The 17,092-nt window shown below is 75.9% G+C and carries 13 protein-coding genes and 1 pseudogene; 7 read left to right on the forward strand and 7 right to left on the reverse strand.

The annotated features are described in order from the left end of the window. The 3 genes and pseudogenes from ACGFQC_RS35605 to ACGFQC_RS35615 form a co-directional block, all read right to left on the reverse strand. Window positions 1-152: pseudogene (locus tag ACGFQC_RS35605) on the reverse strand (sulfate adenylyltransferase small subunit); the annotation flags it as partial. Beyond that, window positions 149-730, reverse strand: a complete 582-nt coding sequence (gene cysC, locus ACGFQC_RS35610; protein ID WP_363093068.1) for an adenylyl-sulfate kinase — start codon at window positions 728-730, stop codon at window positions 149-151. The gene cysC and the pseudogene ACGFQC_RS35605, both read right to left, overlap by 4 nt. A gap of 64 nt (window positions 731-794) precedes the next feature. Next, window positions 795-1,571, reverse strand: coding sequence for an alpha/beta hydrolase (locus tag ACGFQC_RS35615; protein ID WP_363093067.1), 777 nt, complete (start codon window positions 1,569-1,571; stop codon window positions 795-797). Window positions 1,572-1,918: 347 nt separating this feature from the next. Here ACGFQC_RS35615 and ACGFQC_RS35620 point away from each other — a divergent pair, with 347 nt between their 5' ends. The 6 genes from ACGFQC_RS35620 to ACGFQC_RS35645 all read left to right on the forward strand — a co-directional run bounded on the left by ACGFQC_RS35620 (window position 1,919) and on the right by ACGFQC_RS35645 (window position 10,776). After that, on the forward strand, window positions 1,919-3,670 hold the full coding sequence (locus ACGFQC_RS35620) for a condensation domain-containing protein (RefSeq protein WP_363093066.1): 1,752 nt from the start codon (window positions 1,919-1,921) through the stop codon (window positions 3,668-3,670). A 151-nt stretch (window positions 3,671-3,821) separates the two neighbouring features. Then, entirely contained in the window at window positions 3,822-5,798 is a 1,977-nt protein-coding gene (locus ACGFQC_RS35625) for an FAD/NAD(P)-binding protein (RefSeq protein WP_363093064.1), read from the forward strand. Next, window positions 5,795-7,288, forward strand: a complete 1,494-nt coding sequence (gene pcaB / locus ACGFQC_RS35630) for a 3-carboxy-cis,cis-muconate cycloisomerase (RefSeq protein ID WP_363093063.1) — start codon at window positions 5,795-5,797, stop codon at window positions 7,286-7,288. The genes ACGFQC_RS35625 and pcaB overlap by 4 nt, the downstream gene beginning before the upstream one ends. 197 nt (window positions 7,289-7,485) lie before the next feature. Further along, complete coding sequence (locus tag ACGFQC_RS35635) at window positions 7,486-8,256, forward strand: alpha/beta fold hydrolase (RefSeq protein WP_363093062.1); 771 nt, start codon at window positions 7,486-7,488, stop codon at window positions 8,254-8,256. A gap of 10 nt (window positions 8,257-8,266) precedes the next feature. Next, a complete protein-coding gene (locus tag ACGFQC_RS35640) occupies window positions 8,267-9,532 on the forward strand; it encodes a beta-ketoacyl-[acyl-carrier-protein] synthase family protein (protein WP_363093061.1) in 1,266 nt (421 codons plus the stop codon). Further along, window positions 9,529-10,776, forward strand: a complete 1,248-nt coding sequence (locus tag ACGFQC_RS35645; protein ID WP_363093060.1) for a ketosynthase chain-length factor — start codon at window positions 9,529-9,531, stop codon at window positions 10,774-10,776. Before ACGFQC_RS35640 ends, ACGFQC_RS35645 begins: the two co-directional genes overlap by 4 nt. 254 nt (window positions 10,777-11,030) lie before the next feature. Here ACGFQC_RS35645 and ACGFQC_RS35650 read toward each other — a convergent pair whose 3' ends face one another. Both ACGFQC_RS35650 and ACGFQC_RS35655 read right to left on the reverse strand, forming a co-directional pair. Beyond that, complete coding sequence (locus ACGFQC_RS35650) at window positions 11,031-12,674, reverse strand: hypothetical protein (protein WP_363093059.1); 1,644 nt, start codon at window positions 12,672-12,674, stop codon at window positions 11,031-11,033. Between the two features lie 506 nt (window positions 12,675-13,180). Next, window positions 13,181-14,065, reverse strand: coding sequence for a sigma-70 family RNA polymerase sigma factor (locus ACGFQC_RS35655; RefSeq protein WP_363093058.1), 885 nt, complete (start codon window positions 14,063-14,065; stop codon window positions 13,181-13,183). Between the two features lie 70 nt (window positions 14,066-14,135). Between ACGFQC_RS35655 and ACGFQC_RS35660 the strand changes: the two genes are divergently transcribed. Further along, complete coding sequence (locus ACGFQC_RS35660) at window positions 14,136-14,612, forward strand: carboxymuconolactone decarboxylase family protein (protein ID WP_363093057.1); 477 nt, start codon at window positions 14,136-14,138, stop codon at window positions 14,610-14,612. A gap of 332 nt (window positions 14,613-14,944) precedes the next feature. On the opposite strand, the gene ACGFQC_RS35665 is transcribed toward ACGFQC_RS35660, so the two are convergent. Beyond that, window positions 14,945-15,160 carry a hypothetical protein gene (locus tag ACGFQC_RS35665; protein WP_363093056.1) on the reverse strand — a complete coding sequence of 72 codons (216 nt, stop codon included), beginning with the start codon at window positions 15,158-15,160 and terminating at the stop codon, window positions 14,945-14,947. 125 nt (window positions 15,161-15,285) lie between these two features. After that, window positions 15,286-16,761, reverse strand: a complete 1,476-nt coding sequence (locus tag ACGFQC_RS35670) for an FAD/NAD(P)-binding protein (protein ID WP_363093055.1) — start codon at window positions 16,759-16,761, stop codon at window positions 15,286-15,288. Between the last annotated feature and the right edge of the window lie 331 nt (window positions 16,762-17,092).

Raw genomic sequence — 17,092 nt, forward strand, 5'->3', positions numbered from 1 at the left:
TCCTTGCCCCCGGAGAACAGGATCACCGGGTTCTCGAACTCCCCCGCCACCTCCCGGAAGATGTGCACCGCCTCCGACTCCAGGGAGTCCAGGTGCGAGACCGCCCCGGTGTCCCGGAGGAGTCCCGCCGGACCCGGCGTCAGGACCGTCATCCCAGACCCCTCTCGATCAGGAAGGCGTGCAGTTCGGCGGCGGTGTCGGCCACCGACCTGCCCTCGGTCCGGATCCGCAGCTCCGGGGCCTCCGGCACCTCGTAGGGGTCGTCGACCCCGGTGAGCCCGGTCAGCTCGCCCGCCGCCTGCCTGGCGTACAGGCCCTTCACGTCCCGCTCGGAGCACACCTCGACCGGGGTCGCCACGTGCACCTCCAGGTACGCCGTGCCGCCCGCGGCGTGCCGCTCCCGGACCGCGGCGCGGGAGGCGGCGTACGGGGCGATGACAGGGGCCAGCACCAGCACGCCGTGGGAGGCGAGCGTCTGCGCCAGGAAGCCGATCCGGGTCACGTTGGTGTGCCGGTCCGCACGGGTGAACCCCAGCTCCTGGGACAGGAACCGGCGGATCTCGTCGCCGTCGAGCACCTCGGCCCGGCGGCCGGTGGCGGCCAGCCGCTCGGCGACCGCGCGGGCCAGGGTGGTCTTGCCCGCGCTCGGCAGCCCGGTCAGCCACACGGTGGCGCCGCGCTCGCGGGTGGCGGCGGCGCCGGCGGCCTCCGCCGTGGCCCCGGCGGCCAGGGTGTGAGCTGTGGTCACGGTGATGCCCTCCTGAGCGTGAGGTGACGTGCCGGAGCGTGGGGTGTCAGACGGTGGCGAACTCGGCCAGGGTCCGGCCGAGCACGTCCATGTCGATCCGGTGCCAGGAACCGGGCAGTTCCCGTGACCGGCCGTTGGGCAGGGCCGCCGCGGTCGCCCGTGCCGCCGCGCGCAGCCAGTCGCTGGTGCCGGTGCTGTTGAGGACGAGGGTCTCGGTCGTGTAGCCGGCGAGCCGGTCGGCCGGGACGTCGCAGTCGCCGCAGATCGCCACGTCGTAGGCGAGCGTGTGGGCGTTGGCCTCGTTCACCGCCCAGATGGGCCCCTCGCGCCACTGCGCGACCGTGTCGGGGGTCAGGCCCAGGAAGCTGCCGAGGAAGTACTCGACCGCCTCCCGGCGCCGGTCCTCCTCCATGAGGACCCGCAGCGTCTTGGCGACGTTCCACGGGGGCTTGGGGAACCCGTCGACCCGGTAGAACGGCTCGTGCAGCGCCAGCCTGGTGATCGGGGCGCCGGCGAGTGCCGCCTCGATCGCGAGGTTCGCGCCCGACGACCCGGCGAACACCACCGCCGACCCGCCGGCCTCCTCGATCACCGCCTGGAGGTCCTCGATCTCGCGGGCGACGGCGTACTGCGGGGAGTCCCCGCTCTCGCCGCGTCCCCGGCGGTCGTAGACGTAGGTGGTGCAGTGCGGCGCCAGTTCGGGCACGAGCGCGTCGAAGATGGTGTGGTCGCGGAACGATCCGTTGAGGAGCACGATCGGCGGTCCGTCACCCGCCTTCTCGTAGGCGATCGTGGTGCCGTCACGGGAAACGACCTTGCGCATACGCACTCCTCACGCCGATCGGAGGTGCCCTCACCTCCCCACCTGGCGGCATCTTCGAGCGCCCCGCTGGACCACGGGTCGAGGAACGGTCGCGAGACCCCTGGGCCCCGCTCGTCGCGCCCGGCGTGACCGGAGGGCCCCCGGCCCGCTGTGCGCGGTCCTCCCGCCCCGCGCACCAGCGGCCCGCGAGCCGCTCACCAGCCGGATTCGACTCCCGGGCCCTGTCATTGACCGTGGCGGGACCGGACCCGGCGGCGGTCGTCAGCGGTGCGTCAGGCTCCTGGCAGCGCGTGCGGCGACGGTGGACCGGGCCCGTCCCGTCCTGCCGCCGAACACAGGGAGACCACATGAGCGACCGGGTCGAACTCGGCGAGGTGCGTGCCGCCCTCGTGTCGCTGCCCGGTGTGCGGGACGCGGCCGTCCACGCGGCCCGGCACGCTCCGGACAGCCTGCGGATCGTCGCCCACGTGGTGACGCGCACGCCGCCCGCCGAACTGCGCGCCGCCCTCCGGTCACGGCTGCCGTCGCACCTGGTCCCGTCCTGCCTCCACCGGGTGCCGCACATCCCCCTGCTGCCCGACGGCAGGACCGACCGGCGCGCGCTGGCGGCGCTCACCGCCCGGGAACCGGACGTCCCCCCGGCCCCCTCACCACGGGAGGGCGCCCGGCGGGCCGCGCGGCGCGACACCGACGGCCACCCGCTGGACGGGTCCTCGGCGAGCGTCCCGCTCACCCCCCAGCAGCGCGCCCTGCTCCCGGACGCGCTCGCCCACCGCGGCACCGGCCGCCACGTGGGGCAACTGCACTGGCGCTGGCGCGGTCCGCTGGACACCGGCCGGTTCACCGCGGCCTGGCAGTCGGTGTTCGACCACGAGACCGTCCTGCGCGCCGCCCTCGACCCGGACACCGCGTCGCGCCTGGTCCTGCACGAGAGCGCCCGTGCCGAGGTCGTGCGCCACCGGGCCGGCCGCGCGGACTTCGAGGAGCTGAGGCAACGCGACCGGCTGCGCGGCTTCGACCTGCGCTCCCCGGGCCTGCTGCGGCTCACCCTCGTCGACGAACCGGCCCCCGTCGACGGCGGCCCGCCGTGCGTGACGGTCCTGCTGACCTTCCACACCGTCGTACTGGACGACTGGAGCGTGTCCGTCCTGCTCGAGGAGTTCTACCGCGCCTACCTCGCCGGGGGCCGGCTGCCGGGCGGCGAACGCCGCCCCGACTGCCGGGACTACGCCCGCTGGCTCGCCGGCCAGGACACCGCGCCCGCCCGTGACTTCTGGTCCTCGGCGGCCCCCGACGCCACCGCCCTGGTGCTGCCCGGGGTCGCGGGCCCGGCCACCGGCCTGACCGGATCCGGGCGGACCGAGATCCGGCTCGGCGCCGGACCGGCCGGCCGGCTGCGCGCCTGGGCGGCGTCCCGCGCGTCCACCGAGGCCGGCGCGCTGCAGGCGGTGTGGGCGCTGCTGCTGTACCGGGCGGGCGGCACCCCGGGCCCCGCCCCGGTGTGCTTCGGCGTCAGCGTCTCCGGCCGCGGCGTCGCCCTGGAATCCGTCGAGCGGCTGCCCGGCCTGCTGACGAACTCCCTGCCCGTGACCGTCCGGGTCGACCCCGCGGCGCCCGTGGACCGGCTGCTGGCCGAACTGCGCGACCGCGCACTGGAGCTGGCCGCCTACGAATGGGTGTCGCTGGGCCAGATCCACGAGTGGAGCGGGCGCCGCGCGGACGACGAACTCGTGGAGAGCCTCGTCGTCTTCGAGCACCGGCGGCGCGGCTCCGGCACTCTGCGCTCCGCGCTCGCCGCCCGGGGCATCAGCGTCGAACCGCCCCGCGCGGCCGGTACGCACACCGCGTTCCCCGTCACCCTGTCGGCCCACCGGGACGCCGACGACGGCCTCGTCCTGGCCGCCGTCCACGACCGCGCCCGGCTCGCCGACGACGACGCGGCGCGACTCGTCCGCCAGTGCGCCCGGCTGCTGCGCGAACTGCCCGGCCTGGCGGGCGGTTCGGCGACCGTGTCCGACGCGCTCGCCGCGCTCGCCGACGAGCCGCCGGTGGGGATGGCCCAGGCGCCCGCAGCGACCGCCACCGGCGGACCGACGTGAGGAGAGCACCGACCATGACCACCCGCCGCCGGCGCGGTACCCCGCCCGGCACCTGCGACGGCCCCGGCGACCCCCTCGCCGCCCGGCGCCGACCGGCCGGCCGGTCGTACCCCGGGCGCTCGCCCGCCCCCGACGGCCCCGGGACCGCGCGGTGAACGCCGGACGCCTCAGCGTCTGCGTCGTGGGGGCCGGACCCCGCGGCCTGTCGGTGCTGGAACGGATCTGCGCCAACGAACGGGCCGCCCCGTCGCCGCGCCGGGTGACGATCCATCTCGTGGACCCCTGCCGGCCCGGCGCCGGACGCGTCTGGCGCACGGACCAGTCGCGGCTGCTCCTGATGAACACCGTCGCCTCCCAGGTGACGGTGTTCACCGACGACACGGTGGCCATGGAGGGACCGGTGGAACCGGGGCCCGACCTGTACGAGTGGGCCCGCTCCGTCGTCCTGGCCTCGCCCGCGGACCGGTTCGGCCAGGCCACGTACGCCGAGGCGGCGGCGCTGCACCCCGACGCCTACCCGACCCGCGCCTTCTACGGCAGCTATCTGGAGGACTGCTACCGGCGCATCGTGCGCCGGGCGCCCGCCCACTGCCGTGTCGTCGAGCACCGTACCCACGCCGTGGCGTTGCGCGACCAGACGGACACCCCGGGCGGCCCGCAGGTCCTCACCCTCGCCGACGGCACCCGCCTGCGCGGCCTGGACGCCGTGGTCCTCGCCCAGGGCCACCTGCCGCGGCGCCCCTCGGCCGAGGAGTCCGCCTGGTCCCGGACGGCCGCGCGGCACGGGCTGACGTACATCGCACCGGCCAACCCCGCCGACCTGGACCTGTCCACCGTCCTGCCGGGGCAGGCCGTCCTGATGCGCGGGCTGGGGCTGAACTTCTTCGACGGCATGGCGCTGCTCACCCTCGGCCGCGGCGGCAGGTTCGTCCGCCGCTCGGGACGGCTGACCTACCTCCCCTCCGGCCGGGAACCGCGGATCTACGCCGGCTCCCGCCGCGGCGTCCCCCACCACGCGCGCGGCGAGAACGAGAAGGGCCCCCACGGCCGGCACCGGCCGCGGGTGCTCACCCCCGAGGCCGTCGACGCGCTGCGGCGCCGCAGCCCGGACGGGGCACCGGTCCGTTTCCGCACCGACCTGTGGCCGCTGATCTCCCTGGAGGTGGAGAGCGTCTACTACGAGACGCTGCTGCGCGCCGAGGGCCGCGCGCGGGAGGCGTCGGCGTTCGTGCCCGCCTTCCTCGCCGCCGGTGCGGCCCCGGCCCGCGAACGCCTCCTCGACTCCTACGGGATCGACCGCTCCAGGCGCTGGGACTGGGACCTGCTCCAGCGTCCCACCGCGGGACGGCGCTTCCCCGGTCGCGCGAGTTTCCGGCGCTGGCTGCTCGGCCACCTGACCGAGGACATCCGGCAGGCCCGCGCCGGAAACGTCAACGGACCCCTCAAGGCCGCCCTCGACGTCCTGCGCGACCTGCGCAACGAGATACGCCTCGCGGTCGACCACGGCGGCCTGGACGGCGACTCCTACCGGGACGAGCTGACGGGCTGGTACACCCCGCTCAACGCCTTCCTGTCGATCGGTCCCCCCGTCTCCCGCATCGAGGAGCTGCGCGCGCTGATCGAGGCCGACGTGGTCCGCCCGCTGGGCCCCGGCACCCGGATCACGCTCGGCACGGACGGCGACCGGGCCGCGTTCGTGGCCACGGCCGACGGCGTGGACGCGGCGCCCGTCCACGCGGCGGCGCTGATCGAGGCACGGCTGCCGGAGCCCGACCTGCACCGCACCGCGGACCCCCTGCTGCGGTACCTGCTCACCACCGGCCAGGCGGCGCCCTACCGGATGGAGAGCGCCCGCGAAGCCGCCTACGAGTCGGCCGGCCTCGCCGTCTCCGAGCGGCCGTACCACACCGTGGACGCCCACGGCCGGGCCCACCCGCGCCGCTTCGCCTACGGCGTCCCGACCGAGTCCGTGCACTGGGTGACGGCGGCCGGCATCCGGCCGGGGGTCGACTCCGTGATCCTCGGCGACTCCGACGCCATCGCCCGCACGGTGCTCGGCCTCGGTCCCGCGCGCCTTCCCGTTCCCCTCCCCGGCCTCCCGGCCGACCTCCTGGAGATGACGCCATGACCCACCCGACGACGGCCTTCGACGGCGGCCCGGACGCCGGACTGTTCTCCCCCGTGCGGGCGGGCACGCCCGTGGAGGAGGCCGTCAGCGAGACGGCGTGGCTGCAGTCCCTGCTGGACGCCGAGGCGGCGCTCGCACGGGCCCAGGCCGCGCTGGGTACCGTCCCGGTCCGTGCCGCCCGCGCCATCACCCGTGCCGCCCGCGCCGAGCGGTTCGACCCGCGCGCGCTGGCGGTGCAGGCCCGGGAGACCGCCAACCCGGTCGTGGGGCTGGTGCGCGCCCTGACCGACGCGGTGGCCGCCGACGACCCGCAGGCCGCCGAGTACGTGCACCGCGGCTCCACCAGCCAGGACGTGCTGGACACCGGCACGATGATGATGTGCCGGCGGGCGCTGGACCTGATCCTCGGCGACCTGGACCGGACGGCCGCCGCGCTGGCCGCGCTGGCCGGCCGGCACCGCGGGACCGTCATGGCCGGCCGCACCCTCGCCCTGCACGCCGTCCCCACCACGTTCGGGCTCAAGGCGGCGGGCTGGCACCGGCTGGTCCTGGACGCCGCCGCCCGGATCGAGGCCGCCCGCGGCGCCCTGCCGGTCTCCCTCGGCGGGGCCGCGGGCACGCTCGCCGGATACCTGGAGTTCGCCGGTCCCGGAGCCGACGCGACGACCGCAGAGGAGTACCGGGAACGGCTCGTGGACGCGTTCGCCGCCGAGACCGGACTGGCCCGCCCCGTCCTGCCCTGGCACGCGCTGCGCACACCGGTCGCGGACACCGCCTCGGCGCTCGCCTTCACCACCGGCGCCCTCGGCAAGCTCGCCGCCGACGTGCAGGTGCTGGTCCGTACGGAGATCGCGGAGGTCGCCGAGCCCGCCGTCCCGGGGCGGGGCGGTTCCTCCGCCATGCCGCACAAGCGCAACCCCGTGCTGTCCACGCTGATCCGCAGCGCCGCCCTGCAGGTGCCGCTGCTGACCGCGGGCCTGACCCAGTGCCTGGTCACCGAGGACGAACGCTCGGCCGGGGTGTGGCACGCCGAGTGGCTGCCGCTGCGCGAGGCGCTGCGCCTGGCGGGCGGAGCCGCCGCCACGGCCGCCGAGCTGGCCGAGGGCCTCACGCCCGACCCGGCCCGCATGCGCCACAACCTCGGCCTGACCGGCAGCCAGGTGGTCAGCGAACGCCTGGCCGCCCTGCTCGCCCCGAGGATCGGAAGGGCGCGCGCGAAGGACCTGCTGGCACAGGCCTCGCACACCGCGGACCTGCGCCGGGTCCCCCTGCTGGAGGTGCTGGGCAGCCTGCCCGAAGTGACCGCGCACCACAGCGTCGAAGAGCTGGAGCACCTGCTCGACCCCACCGCCTACGTGGGCGGCGCACCGGCCCTGGCGGCCCGCGCGCTCGCCACGGCAGGGGTGGTCACCACAGCGCCGGTCACGGCACCGGCGGCCACGGCAGCGCCGGTGAGGACACCCGTCCACACCACGACGTGCGCGGTCTGAGACCGACGCCGGCCCGGTCGCCGCCGCCCGGCCGTGCCCGTACGACCGCGCCCGCCGGCTCCCCCCCCGGCAACCGCCCGCCGCCACCGCTGCGTTCGCGCACATGGCCGATTCGAGTCTTCCTCCAGGCACGTCGGCGAGGCTCGGGAGCAGCCGATGCGCTCCCACCCACGGCGGCCGAGGAGGTGCGATACATCATGCGGGATGGCCCGCCGGTCACGCTCTACTGCTTCGCGCACGCCGGCGCGGGCGCGTCCGGCTTCGCGCACTGGCGCACCGGAACCGGCCCCGGGGTGAGCACCGTGCCCGTGCTGCTGCCCGGACGCGGCGCCCGGCGCCGCGAACCCCGCACGACCTCGCGCGAGGGACTGCTGGACGCGCTCCTCGACCCCCTGGCCGGCCAGGTCGCCGACGGCCGCCCGTACGTGCTGTACGGGCACAGCCTGGGCGGCATCGTCGCCCACACCCTCGCCCGCGCCCTGATCCACCGGGGGCTGCCCGCCCCCGCCTGCCTCGCCGTCGGCGCGAGCCCCCCACCGCAGACCGCGCCGGCCGGCCACGACGACGACCTGACCGACGAACGGCTGCTGCGGTTCGCGGCCGACCTCGGCGCGGCGCCCGGCGGCGCGCTCGCCGCCCCCGGCAGCCTCTGGTACCGCCGCGTGCTGCCCCTGCTGCGGGACGACCTCAGGCTCGCCGACGCGCTGCGCGCCGACGCGCTCGCCGACCCGGACGGCCCGCTCCCGGTTCCCGTCCTGGCCGTCGACGGCCAGGACGACCCCGTCGTCGGCGCGACGGTGCTGGACGGCTGGGCCCGCTGGACCACCGGCCGGTTCGTCCGGCGCACCGTCCCCGGTGACCACTTCTTCGTCCGCGGCCCGCACGCCCCCCGACTGATCGGGCGCGCCTGCCGCGTGGTGCGGCGCACCCGGCTCGTACCTGGGCTCATATCTGGAGGACAACTGTGAGGGACACACGATGAGGCGGGTCGTCATCACCGGCATCGGGGTCGTGGCCCCGGGTGGCGTGGGCACCCGCGCGTTCTGGGACACGCTGACCGCGGGCCGCACCGCCACGCGCGGCATCACCCTGTTCGACGCGAGCACGTTCCGCTCGCGCATCGCCGCCGAGGCGGACTTCGACCCGGTCGCCCACGGGATCGCGGCCGCCGACGCGGCCCGCCTCGACCGCGCCGCCCAGTTCGCCCTCGTCAGCGCCCGGGAGGCGGTCGAGGACAGCGGACTGACCGGCGTCCTCGATCCGGTGCGCACCGGGGTCACCCTCGGCAGCGCCGTCGGCTGCACCACCGGCCTCGACAACGAGTACGGCGTGGTCAGCGAGAACGGCAGCACCTGGGAGGTCGACCACACCCGGGCGGTCGCCCACCTCTTCGACTACTTCGTGCCCAGCTCCATGGCCGCCGAGGTGGCCCTCACGGTCGGCGCCCAGGGCCCGGTCTCGCTGGTCTCCACCGGCTGCACCTCCGGTATCGACTCCGTCTGCCACGCCGTCGACCTGATCCGCGAGGGCAGCGCCGACGTGATGGTGACCGGCGCGACCGAGGCGCCGATCTCCCCGATCACGGTGGCCTGCTTCGACGCCATCAAGGCGACCAGCCCGCGCAACGACGAGCCGGAGACCGCCTCGCGCCCCTTCGACCGCTCCCGCAACGGCTTCGTGCTCGGCGAGGGTTCGGCCGTACTGGTCCTGGAGGAGTTCGAGCACGCCCGGCGGCGCGGCGCCCACGTCTACGCGGAGATCGCCGGGTTCGCCGGGCGCAGCAACGCGTACCACATGACCGGGCTGAAGACCGACGGCGTGGAGATGGCCGAGGCGATCCGCGCGGCGCTCGACGAGGCCCGCCTGGACGCCACCGCCGTCGACTACGTCAATGCCCACGGCTCCGGCACCAAGCAGAACGACCGGCACGAGACCGCCGCGTTCAAGCGCAGCCTCGGCGAGCACGCCTACCGGGTGCCCGTCAGCTCCATCAAGTCCATGATCGGCCACTCGCTCGGCGCGATCGGCTCGCTGGAGGTGGCCGCCAGCGCCCTGGCCATCGAGCACAACACCGTGCCGCCGACGGCCAACCTGCACGAGGCCGACCCGGCCTGCGACCTCGACTACACCCCCCTCACCGCGCGCGAACAGCGCACCGACACCGTGCTCAGCGTCGGCAGCGGCTTCGGCGGCTTCCAGAGCGCCATCGTCCTGACCCGGCCGCGACTTCAGGAGGCGGCATGACCACAGCCACACTGGACCGTCCCGCCGCCCGGCCGGGCGCCCCCGCCGTCACCGGCTCGGTCGTCACCGGCATCGGCGTCGCCGCCCCCAACGGGCTGGGCACCGAGGCCTGGTGGGCGGCGACCCTGCGCGGCGAGAGCGGCATCCGCCCGGTGACCCGCTTCGACGCCTCCCGCTACCCGGTGCGCATCGCCGGGGAGGTCCCCGGCTTCGTCGACGACGAGCACCTGCCCAGCCGGCTGCTGCCGCAGACCGACCGGGTCACCCGGCTGTCGCTGGCCGCCGCCCGGGAGGCCCTCGACGACTGCGGCACCGACCCCGCCGCGCTGCCCGAGTACGGCGCCGGAGTGGTCACCGCCTCCTCCGCGGGCGGGTTCGAGTTCGGCCAGCGCGAGCTGCAGGCCCTGTGGTCCAAGGGCGGACAGCACGTCAGCGCCTACCAGTCCTTCGCCTGGTTCTACGCCGTCAACACCGGTCAGATCTCCATCCGGCACGGGCTGCGCGGCTCCAGCGGGGTCGTCGTCGCCGAGCAGGCCGGCGGCCTGGACGCCGTCGCCCACGCCCGGCGCCAGATCCGCAAGGGCGCCCGGCTGATGGTCACCGGCGGCGTCGACTCGGCGCTGTGCCCGTGGGGCTGGGCCGCCCACCTCGCCGCGGGCGAGCTGAGCCCCGTGGCCGACCCCGCCCGCGCCTACCTGCCGTTCGACGCCGCGGCCCGCGGCCACGTGGTCGGCGAGGGCGGTGCCCTGTTCGTCCTGGAGAGCGACGCCGCCGCCCGCGAGCGCGGAGCCCGCGTGTACGGGGCGTTCACCGGGTACGCGGCCACCTTCGACGGCCCCGGCGTCCCGCGCCTGGGCGACGCCGCCCGGCTGGCCCTCGAGGACGCCGGGGTGCGCCCCGAGGAGATCGACGTGGTGTTCGCCGACGCGGCCGGGGCACGTGCCGCGGACCGTGCCGAGGCGGAGGCGCTGGCCGGCCTGTTCGGCCCCCGGGGCGTGCCGGTCACCGCGCCGAAGTCGATGACCGGACGGCTGCTGGCCGGCGGCGCCTCCCTCGACGTCGCAGCGGCCCTGCTGTCCCTGCGCGACCAGGTGATCCCGCCGACCACCGGGACCGCCGAGCCCGCGGCCGACTGCCCCGTCGACCTCGTCACCGCGCTCCGCGAGACACCCGTCCGCCACGCCCTGGTCCTGGCCCGCGGCCGGGGCGGCTTCAACTCGGCGGCCGTCCTCAGCGCCGTCTGACCGGGCGGAGCCGCCCACGGGCGGCCCCGCTCACCGGGGCCGCCGGGACGACATCCCCCACGTCCCGGCGGCCCCGGCCCCCTTCCGGGCGCCGCGCGAGTGTGACACCCGGCCGGTGACGAGCTGTCCGCGTGCGAGGGGACGCGTGTCGCTCCGAAGCGGTGGTCAGGCCCCCGCCGAAGCCCGGGACGACCCGGTTTCCGGCGTCGCGGCGGTCCCCGGTCCAGCCGGGTCCAAGGTGGATCCCCCCTGGCTCACCGCTGCGTACCGTGGCGTTCGGCGACGTCGCCGTCGGGCTGCCGTCGGTCGTTCCCCTCCCGTCCGGTCCGTGATCCGGCGTACCCGGACGGGGTGCCGTCCCCGGCCCGGTCCGGTCGGGGGAGAGGGCAGGTGAGCGGGAGGACGCGTTCGGTCAGCCGCCCGGTGAGGTGGGTGCCGGTGAGGTGGGTGCCGGTGAGCCAGTCCGCCGCGGTCAACTGGTCCACCAGGTGATGCAGTTCGCCGGAATCCACCGGGACGGGGGTGGCGAGGGTGTCCAGGGCGATGCCCTGGCCGCCGGGACCGAGGCATCCCGAGGCGCTGGTCCGGGTGGCCAGCGTCAGGGCGAGCAGCCGGGTGCCGGCGGTGGCCTTGCCCTTGCGGAGCTTCTTGTCCGAGACGACCCTCTGGGCCCAGCCGGAGAGCTTGGGCCGCACCTTCTTGCCGAACGTGAAGGGGCCCGTCCCGTCCTCGCGGGGTGTCAGGGAGGGGACGGTGACGGGGGTGGGGTTCTCCGGCCGGGAGGCGAGCAGGTCGCCGACGGTGCCGGGCAGGGTGAGCCAGCCGCAGCCGGTCAGGCTCTCGACCAGGCCCTCAGGATCGGTCAGGCCCAGCGAGGTGAGGTCCTGGCCGACGAGGTTGCCGGTGCCGGTGTGCGCGGTGCGCAGGGTCAGCACCAGTACCAGCAGCCGTGCTTCCGGTCCGGGCAGCGGGGCGTGGTCGGCCACGTGCGCCAGGACGGAGCGCGCGTGCTCCCACTGCGTCGGTACGGTCAGCAGCCGCGTCACGGCCGGCCCGTCGCCGTCGTCGACGCCGCCGGTGCGCTGCTGGTGCTGGAGGCGGGTGGTGGCGGCGGCCCGCTCGGCACGCCGGGCCTCCCACCGAAGGAGGCCGTCGCCGGTGACATCGGCCCAGGTGGTGAAGGCGCGGGCCTTGCGTTCCTGGAGGTCGGCGAGCAGCGCCAAGTCGGGCTGGTCGCGCTGCTGGTAGGCGCGGAAGAGGTCACCCAGTTCGATGAGTTCGTCCCGCAGGGCGAGGGGCCGCAGGTCGTGCGGGACGACCCGCTGGGCGATCCTCGCCTGCGGTGGGCGGCGCCGCACGGGTGCGGAACGAGGAGCCGGAACGGGGCCCGCGGCGATCTGGTGGTCGGAGAACCGGGGCGTGCCCACACCCGAGGTCGCGAGGACCGGGTGTCCGGTGCTCCGGGGGCCGGGCGGCTGGGAGGTGGCCGCGGTCTTCGCCCCCGGGATGGCTGCCGCGCACCGCGAGCAGCACTCCATGGCCTGCCACCAGCGCCCTTCCCGGTCGGCGAGCACGGCCAGGACGACCGGGCCGCCGCACCGCCGGGGTTCGGCACGCGCACGGCTACCGGTGTCGGGCAGGTGGGCGTGGCAGCCCTCGGCCCTGCACGCGCAGTACGTCCCGGCCCTGGGGGCGGGAGCGACGCGCAGATGGGCCTTGAGGTGGGCGACCGCGGCCGTGCGGCCGGCTGCCGCGGACGGCAGCCGCTGTTCGGCACAGGCGGGACGGCTGCACGTGACACGCACGGCCGGGCTGCCCCGGTCGGCGGCGTCCAGCCGTACCGTCCACCGCCGCCCCGGCACCCGCTCGTCCGGCTCGCTCACCGAGGCCTGCGTCATCCCGTTCTTCCTTCCGGTGTGTCTTTGATGTCCGCCGCCCGCCCTCCCGCAACGCCGGGCGGCGCGCCGCGAACCCCCGTACGCGGCGCACGGGCCGGGACCGGCGGACTCGTCCCGCTCGCCGGCCCGCGACGACGCGCCGGCGTTACCCGGTCAACGCCCTGGAGCCGAAACGGTTTCCGTGCGGGGCGTGGCAGTTCGGGCCGGTACGGCCGCAGGCCACCCGACCGCTCCCGGAGCAGCGTGTCCAGCCGTTCCGCGCGCAGGGCCCGGAAGCCGCTCGACCCCCTCTTCGGCGCCGGCCCTGCCCGCCCGTGACCGGGCGGCCACCAGTGCCCGGACCGGCCGCGGGGTCGCCCGGGCGGTCCCGGCCCGGCCCACCACCACCTGAGCACAGCCCCGGATCACGGACCCGCATGCCACGACGCACCGTCAGACCGTCACACCCCGCAACATGCCAATGCGGTCAGGCGGTCAGGCGGTCAGGTCGTCAGACGATCAGGTCGTCAGGCGGTCAGGCCGAGCCCGGCCAGGCGTTCGGGATCGCTGAGGATGTCGAGTCCGGTGACACGGCCGTCCCGGATGGTGAACGACATGACGGACAGCGGCCGGCCCCCGGTGAACGAGACGACGCCGGGTGTGCCGTTGACCAGGACGAGGCGGGCGTCCGCCGCGAAGCGGGCGAAGGTGATCGCCTGGGACGCCACGTCGGCCGCGCCGCGCCGCAGGACGCTCGGGACGAGCGTGCCGCCGTCGGAGCGCGCGACCACGTCGGGGTCGAGGACGGCCAGCAGCGCCCCGAAGTCGCCGCCGCGGGAGGCGGTCAGGAAGGCGTCCACGACATCGCGTTTGCAGGCGGGGTCCGTGTCGGCCGCCGGGGCGGCGCCCTGCACCCGGCGGCGGGCGCGGCTGGCGAGCTGCCGGGTGGAGGCCGTGGTCCGGCCGAGGACGGGGGCGATGTCGTCGAAGGGCACGTCGAACATGTCGTGCAGGACGAAGGCGAGCCGCTCGGCCGGGGAGAGGGTCTCCAGAACGATCATGAGTGCGATGCCCACCGAGTCCGCGACCAGGATCTCCTGCTCGGGGTCGACACCGGACAGCGGGCTGACCACCGGGTCCGGAAGCCGGACCGGGCCGTCCCGCTCGGGCAGCGGATCCTCACGGCGCGAAGCACGCGAGCGCAGCATGTCCAGGCAGGTCCGGCCCACGACCGTGGTGAGCCAGGCCCCCAGGTTCCTCACGTCGCTCACATCGGTGCGGCTGAGCTTGAACCACGCCTCCTGGACGGCGTCCTCCGCCTCGGCGAGCGACCCCAGCATCCGGTAGGCCACCGCCCGCAGCCCGGGCCGTTCCACCTCGAAACGGTCGGCCAGAAAAAAGTTTTCGCCCACCTGTCACACCCCCGCGTCCGGATCCGTCGGTCCAGTGACAGACGCTAACGGATCACCAGGAGGGCATCAGATGAACGCCGCGACCACCCCCACCGCCCGGATGAAGAACCCCGCCATGGTCCTGCCGGACGCCATGAAGGGCATCCAGAACATCTACCAGGCCATGTACCAGGGCGGCGTCTCCCCGCAGATCCTCGAGCTGGTCCACCTGCGGGCCAGCCAGATCAACGGCTGCAGCGCCTGCGTGTTCGCCGGCGTGGCGGGCGCGAAGAAGCACGGCGAGAGCGACGAACGCCTTCACGCCGTGGCCGCCTGGCGCGAGGCGCCGTTCTTCACCGATGAGGAGCGCGCGGCCCTGGCCCTGACCGAGGCGGCCACCCGGATCGCCGACCGCTCCGGCAAGGCCGTCCCCGACGAGGTGTGGAACGAGGCCGCGGACCACTTCAACGAGGAACAGCTCTCCGCGATCATCCTGATGATCAGCCTCACCAACTTCTTCAACCGCATCAACACCACCATCGAGGAGCCCGCCGGCACCACCTGGTGACCGGCGCCGCCCGAACCCGGGCTCCGGCTCGACTTCTTCGTCGCGCGCACGCCGAGCGACCCGGCGACACCCCGGGCCGGGACCGGCCGGCGCGGCGGTGACGCCTGCTTCAGCACGGACGCGCCCACCAGGTCGGCCGTCGGCGAGGAACAAGTTCCTCGCCGACGGCCTCCTGACCGAGGGGCGGGCGGTGGCCGGCGGTGCGACCGACCGCCGGGACGCGCCGTACGCATGTCGTACGCGCACCGTACCCATGCCGTACGCATGCCGTACCGCGCGCCGGGGCGGCGCGCCCCGGCGGACCGCGTGAGCGGGGGCGGCAACGCCCGGTCTCACGAGGGGTGGCAGTCGCGCACCGGGTCCGTCTCGCTGTAGACGGCCGTGCCCTTCATCCAGCCCAGGGTCGGTACGGCCGCGCTCACCGCCAGCGCGTCCCGGAGATGGCCGGCGATGTGGCCCAGCAGGGCCGCCTTGCCCCTCTCCTCGGTACCGGTCAGGCAGGCGTCCACCGCGGCGACCAGGCCGCGTTCGCGGTCGTCCGCCCGCACGGCCGCGGCCCGGCGGGCGGACGCGAGCGCCGAGGGCGTCTCCCCGGCGCTCCCGCGCTCGTGGCCGAGCGGCGCCAGAGCCGCGTGGCCGACGGCGAAGCCCGGGTCGACGCCGACGGCTTCGGTCAGCAGTTCCTCGGCGCCGAGGCTGCCCCCAGGATGCGCTCCAGGGCCCGGTCGTACAGCTCCGCCGCCTCGGGCGACGTGCTCAGGCGCTGCCCGTGGCGGTCGGTCGGTGCGGGGGTACGGCGGTCGGTGAGCGCGTCCAGCACGTTGTCGGCGACCTCGGCGGCCTGCGCACGGATCTCCGGAACGGCGGTGGTCTCCAGCAGGTTCCCGCGCCGCGCGGCCCCGATCGTCCACAGCCGCAGGACCGGGGCGCCGGCCGCGGGCACCAGCCGCCCGTCGCCGGAGGTGTCGAGCCCCAGACCGACCGGGCCGGTCCGGCCGTAGCCGCGTTCCAGCAGGCAGCGCACCAGGGGAGCCACCGTGCCGCGCGGGCCCGTCCGAGCCCCGGTGCAGTTGACCACCGCACCGACCCGGAGCCGTGTGCCGTCGCTGAGGGCGACCGCCACCGCGTCGTCGGCCGGCACGGCACCGACCACCTCCCCGGCGCCGATCCGCAGCCGGCCCGACGCCAGCAGCCCGCGGAGCGTGGCCGCGGTCGCGGGCGCCATGCGGTGGCGGTGCACCTCCCAGGTCCGCAGGTCCTCGACGAGGAAGCGGACCTGGTCGGCCGCGGGCAGTTGCTGCCACAGCGCCGCCGTCACCGGGCGCAGCCCGTCCAGGGCGGGACGCCAGTCCCCGCGGGCGCGGCGGGTGGCGGACAGGTGCCGTCGCACGCCCCGGCGCAGCGCGTCGAGACCGCGTGAACCGTCCAGGTCCGGCGGCGCCTCGGCCGGCGGGGCCGCGGCGGGCAGGTGCTCCCGGGGAAGGAGCCCGTGGCGGGACACCGCGTGCAGCACGCGGTCCGGGCGGGCCAGCGTGGCGGCCAGGTCGACCATGGTCAGACCGGTGCCGACGAGCAGGACGTCCCCCTTCCCGGCGGGGCCGTCGAGAGCACCCGGCGCCCAGGGGTCGGCGACGAAGCGCCCGGAGTCCCTGAGCTCGGCGCCGGCCCAGTCCTGTGCCGGGGAGAGGTTGCCCAGCGCCAGTACGGCCGCGTCCACCCGCAGCTCACCGCCGGCGGCGAGCCGCAGAACCGGCCCGGTTCCCCGCTCGCGTACGGCGACGACCTCGTCCCGCACCCGGTGCAGGCGGGCGTGCCCGCAGGCGTCGGCGGTGCGCTCGACGATGTCGGTCAGGTACTGCCCGTACACCTGACGGGGGACGAAGTCGCCGGGAGCGGTGTGCGGGTTCCGGTCCGTCAGCCAGCGCAGGAAGTGCCCGGGGTCGTCGGGAAAGGCACTCATGCGGCCGACGGGCACGTTGAGGAGGTGGCGCGGGTCGGACGTGCCGTAGGCGACACCCGGCCCGGTTCGTCCGGCCGGGTCGATCAGCCATATCCCGACCGCCCGGCCGAGCAGGTCGGCCCGCCGCATCAGCTGGACCGCCGTCAGCGACCCCGCCGCACCGGCCCCGACGACCGCGACGCGGCGCATCAGAGCAGACCTCCCGCACCCGCTGCGTCAGCCCTGCGGACGGCGGTGCGAACGGCAGCGCGGACAGGGCTGAAGGCTCCGCTCGCCGTGCCGGCGGCCGGGTCGATCGGCGGGCCGTCCCCCCTCTTCCCGCAGGCGGTCGTGGTGCCGTCACGGGAAACGACCTTGCGCATACGCACTCCTCACGCCGAACGGAGGTCCCTCACTTCCCCACCTGGCGGCATCATCGAGCGCCTCGCTCGACCACGGGTCGAGGAACGATCGCAAGGCCCCTGGGCCTCGCCCTCCCGCTCGCCGGGCACAACGCGCGCGGACCGTCCCGGACCGTCTT

The sequence above is a fragment of the Streptomyces sp. NPDC048734 genome, from assembly GCF_043198675.1.
In the GTDB taxonomy this organism is placed as follows: domain Bacteria; phylum Actinomycetota; class Actinomycetes; order Streptomycetales; family Streptomycetaceae; genus Streptomyces.

What these genes read in the sequence shown, in the direction of transcription:
- ACGFQC_RS35660 (WP_363093057.1), top strand. Translation starts at nt 14,136, where the DNA reads ATGAACGCCGCGACCACCCCCACCGCCCGGATGAAGAACCCCGCCATG.
- ACGFQC_RS35670 (WP_363093055.1), bottom strand. Translation starts at nt 16,761, where the DNA reads ATGCGCCGCGTCGCGGTCGTCGGGGCCGGTGCGGCGGGGTCGCTGACG.
- ACGFQC_RS35615 (WP_363093067.1), bottom strand. Translation starts at nt 1,571, where the DNA reads ATGCGCAAGGTCGTTTCCCGTGACGGCACCACGATCGCCTACGAGAAG.
- ACGFQC_RS35640 (WP_363093061.1), top strand. Translation starts at nt 8,267, where the DNA reads ATGAGGCGGGTCGTCATCACCGGCATCGGGGTCGTGGCCCCGGGTGGC.
- ACGFQC_RS35650 (WP_363093059.1), bottom strand. Translation starts at nt 12,674, where the DNA reads ATGACGCAGGCCTCGGTGAGCGAGCCGGACGAGCGGGTGCCGGGGCGG.
- ACGFQC_RS35635 (WP_363093062.1), top strand. Translation starts at nt 7,486, where the DNA reads ATGCGGGATGGCCCGCCGGTCACGCTCTACTGCTTCGCGCACGCCGGC.
- ACGFQC_RS35620 (WP_363093066.1), top strand. Translation starts at nt 1,919, where the DNA reads ATGAGCGACCGGGTCGAACTCGGCGAGGTGCGTGCCGCCCTCGTGTCG.
- pcaB (WP_363093063.1), top strand. Translation starts at nt 5,795, where the DNA reads ATGACCCACCCGACGACGGCCTTCGACGGCGGCCCGGACGCCGGACTG.
- ACGFQC_RS35645 (WP_363093060.1), top strand. Translation starts at nt 9,529, where the DNA reads ATGACCACAGCCACACTGGACCGTCCCGCCGCCCGGCCGGGCGCCCCC.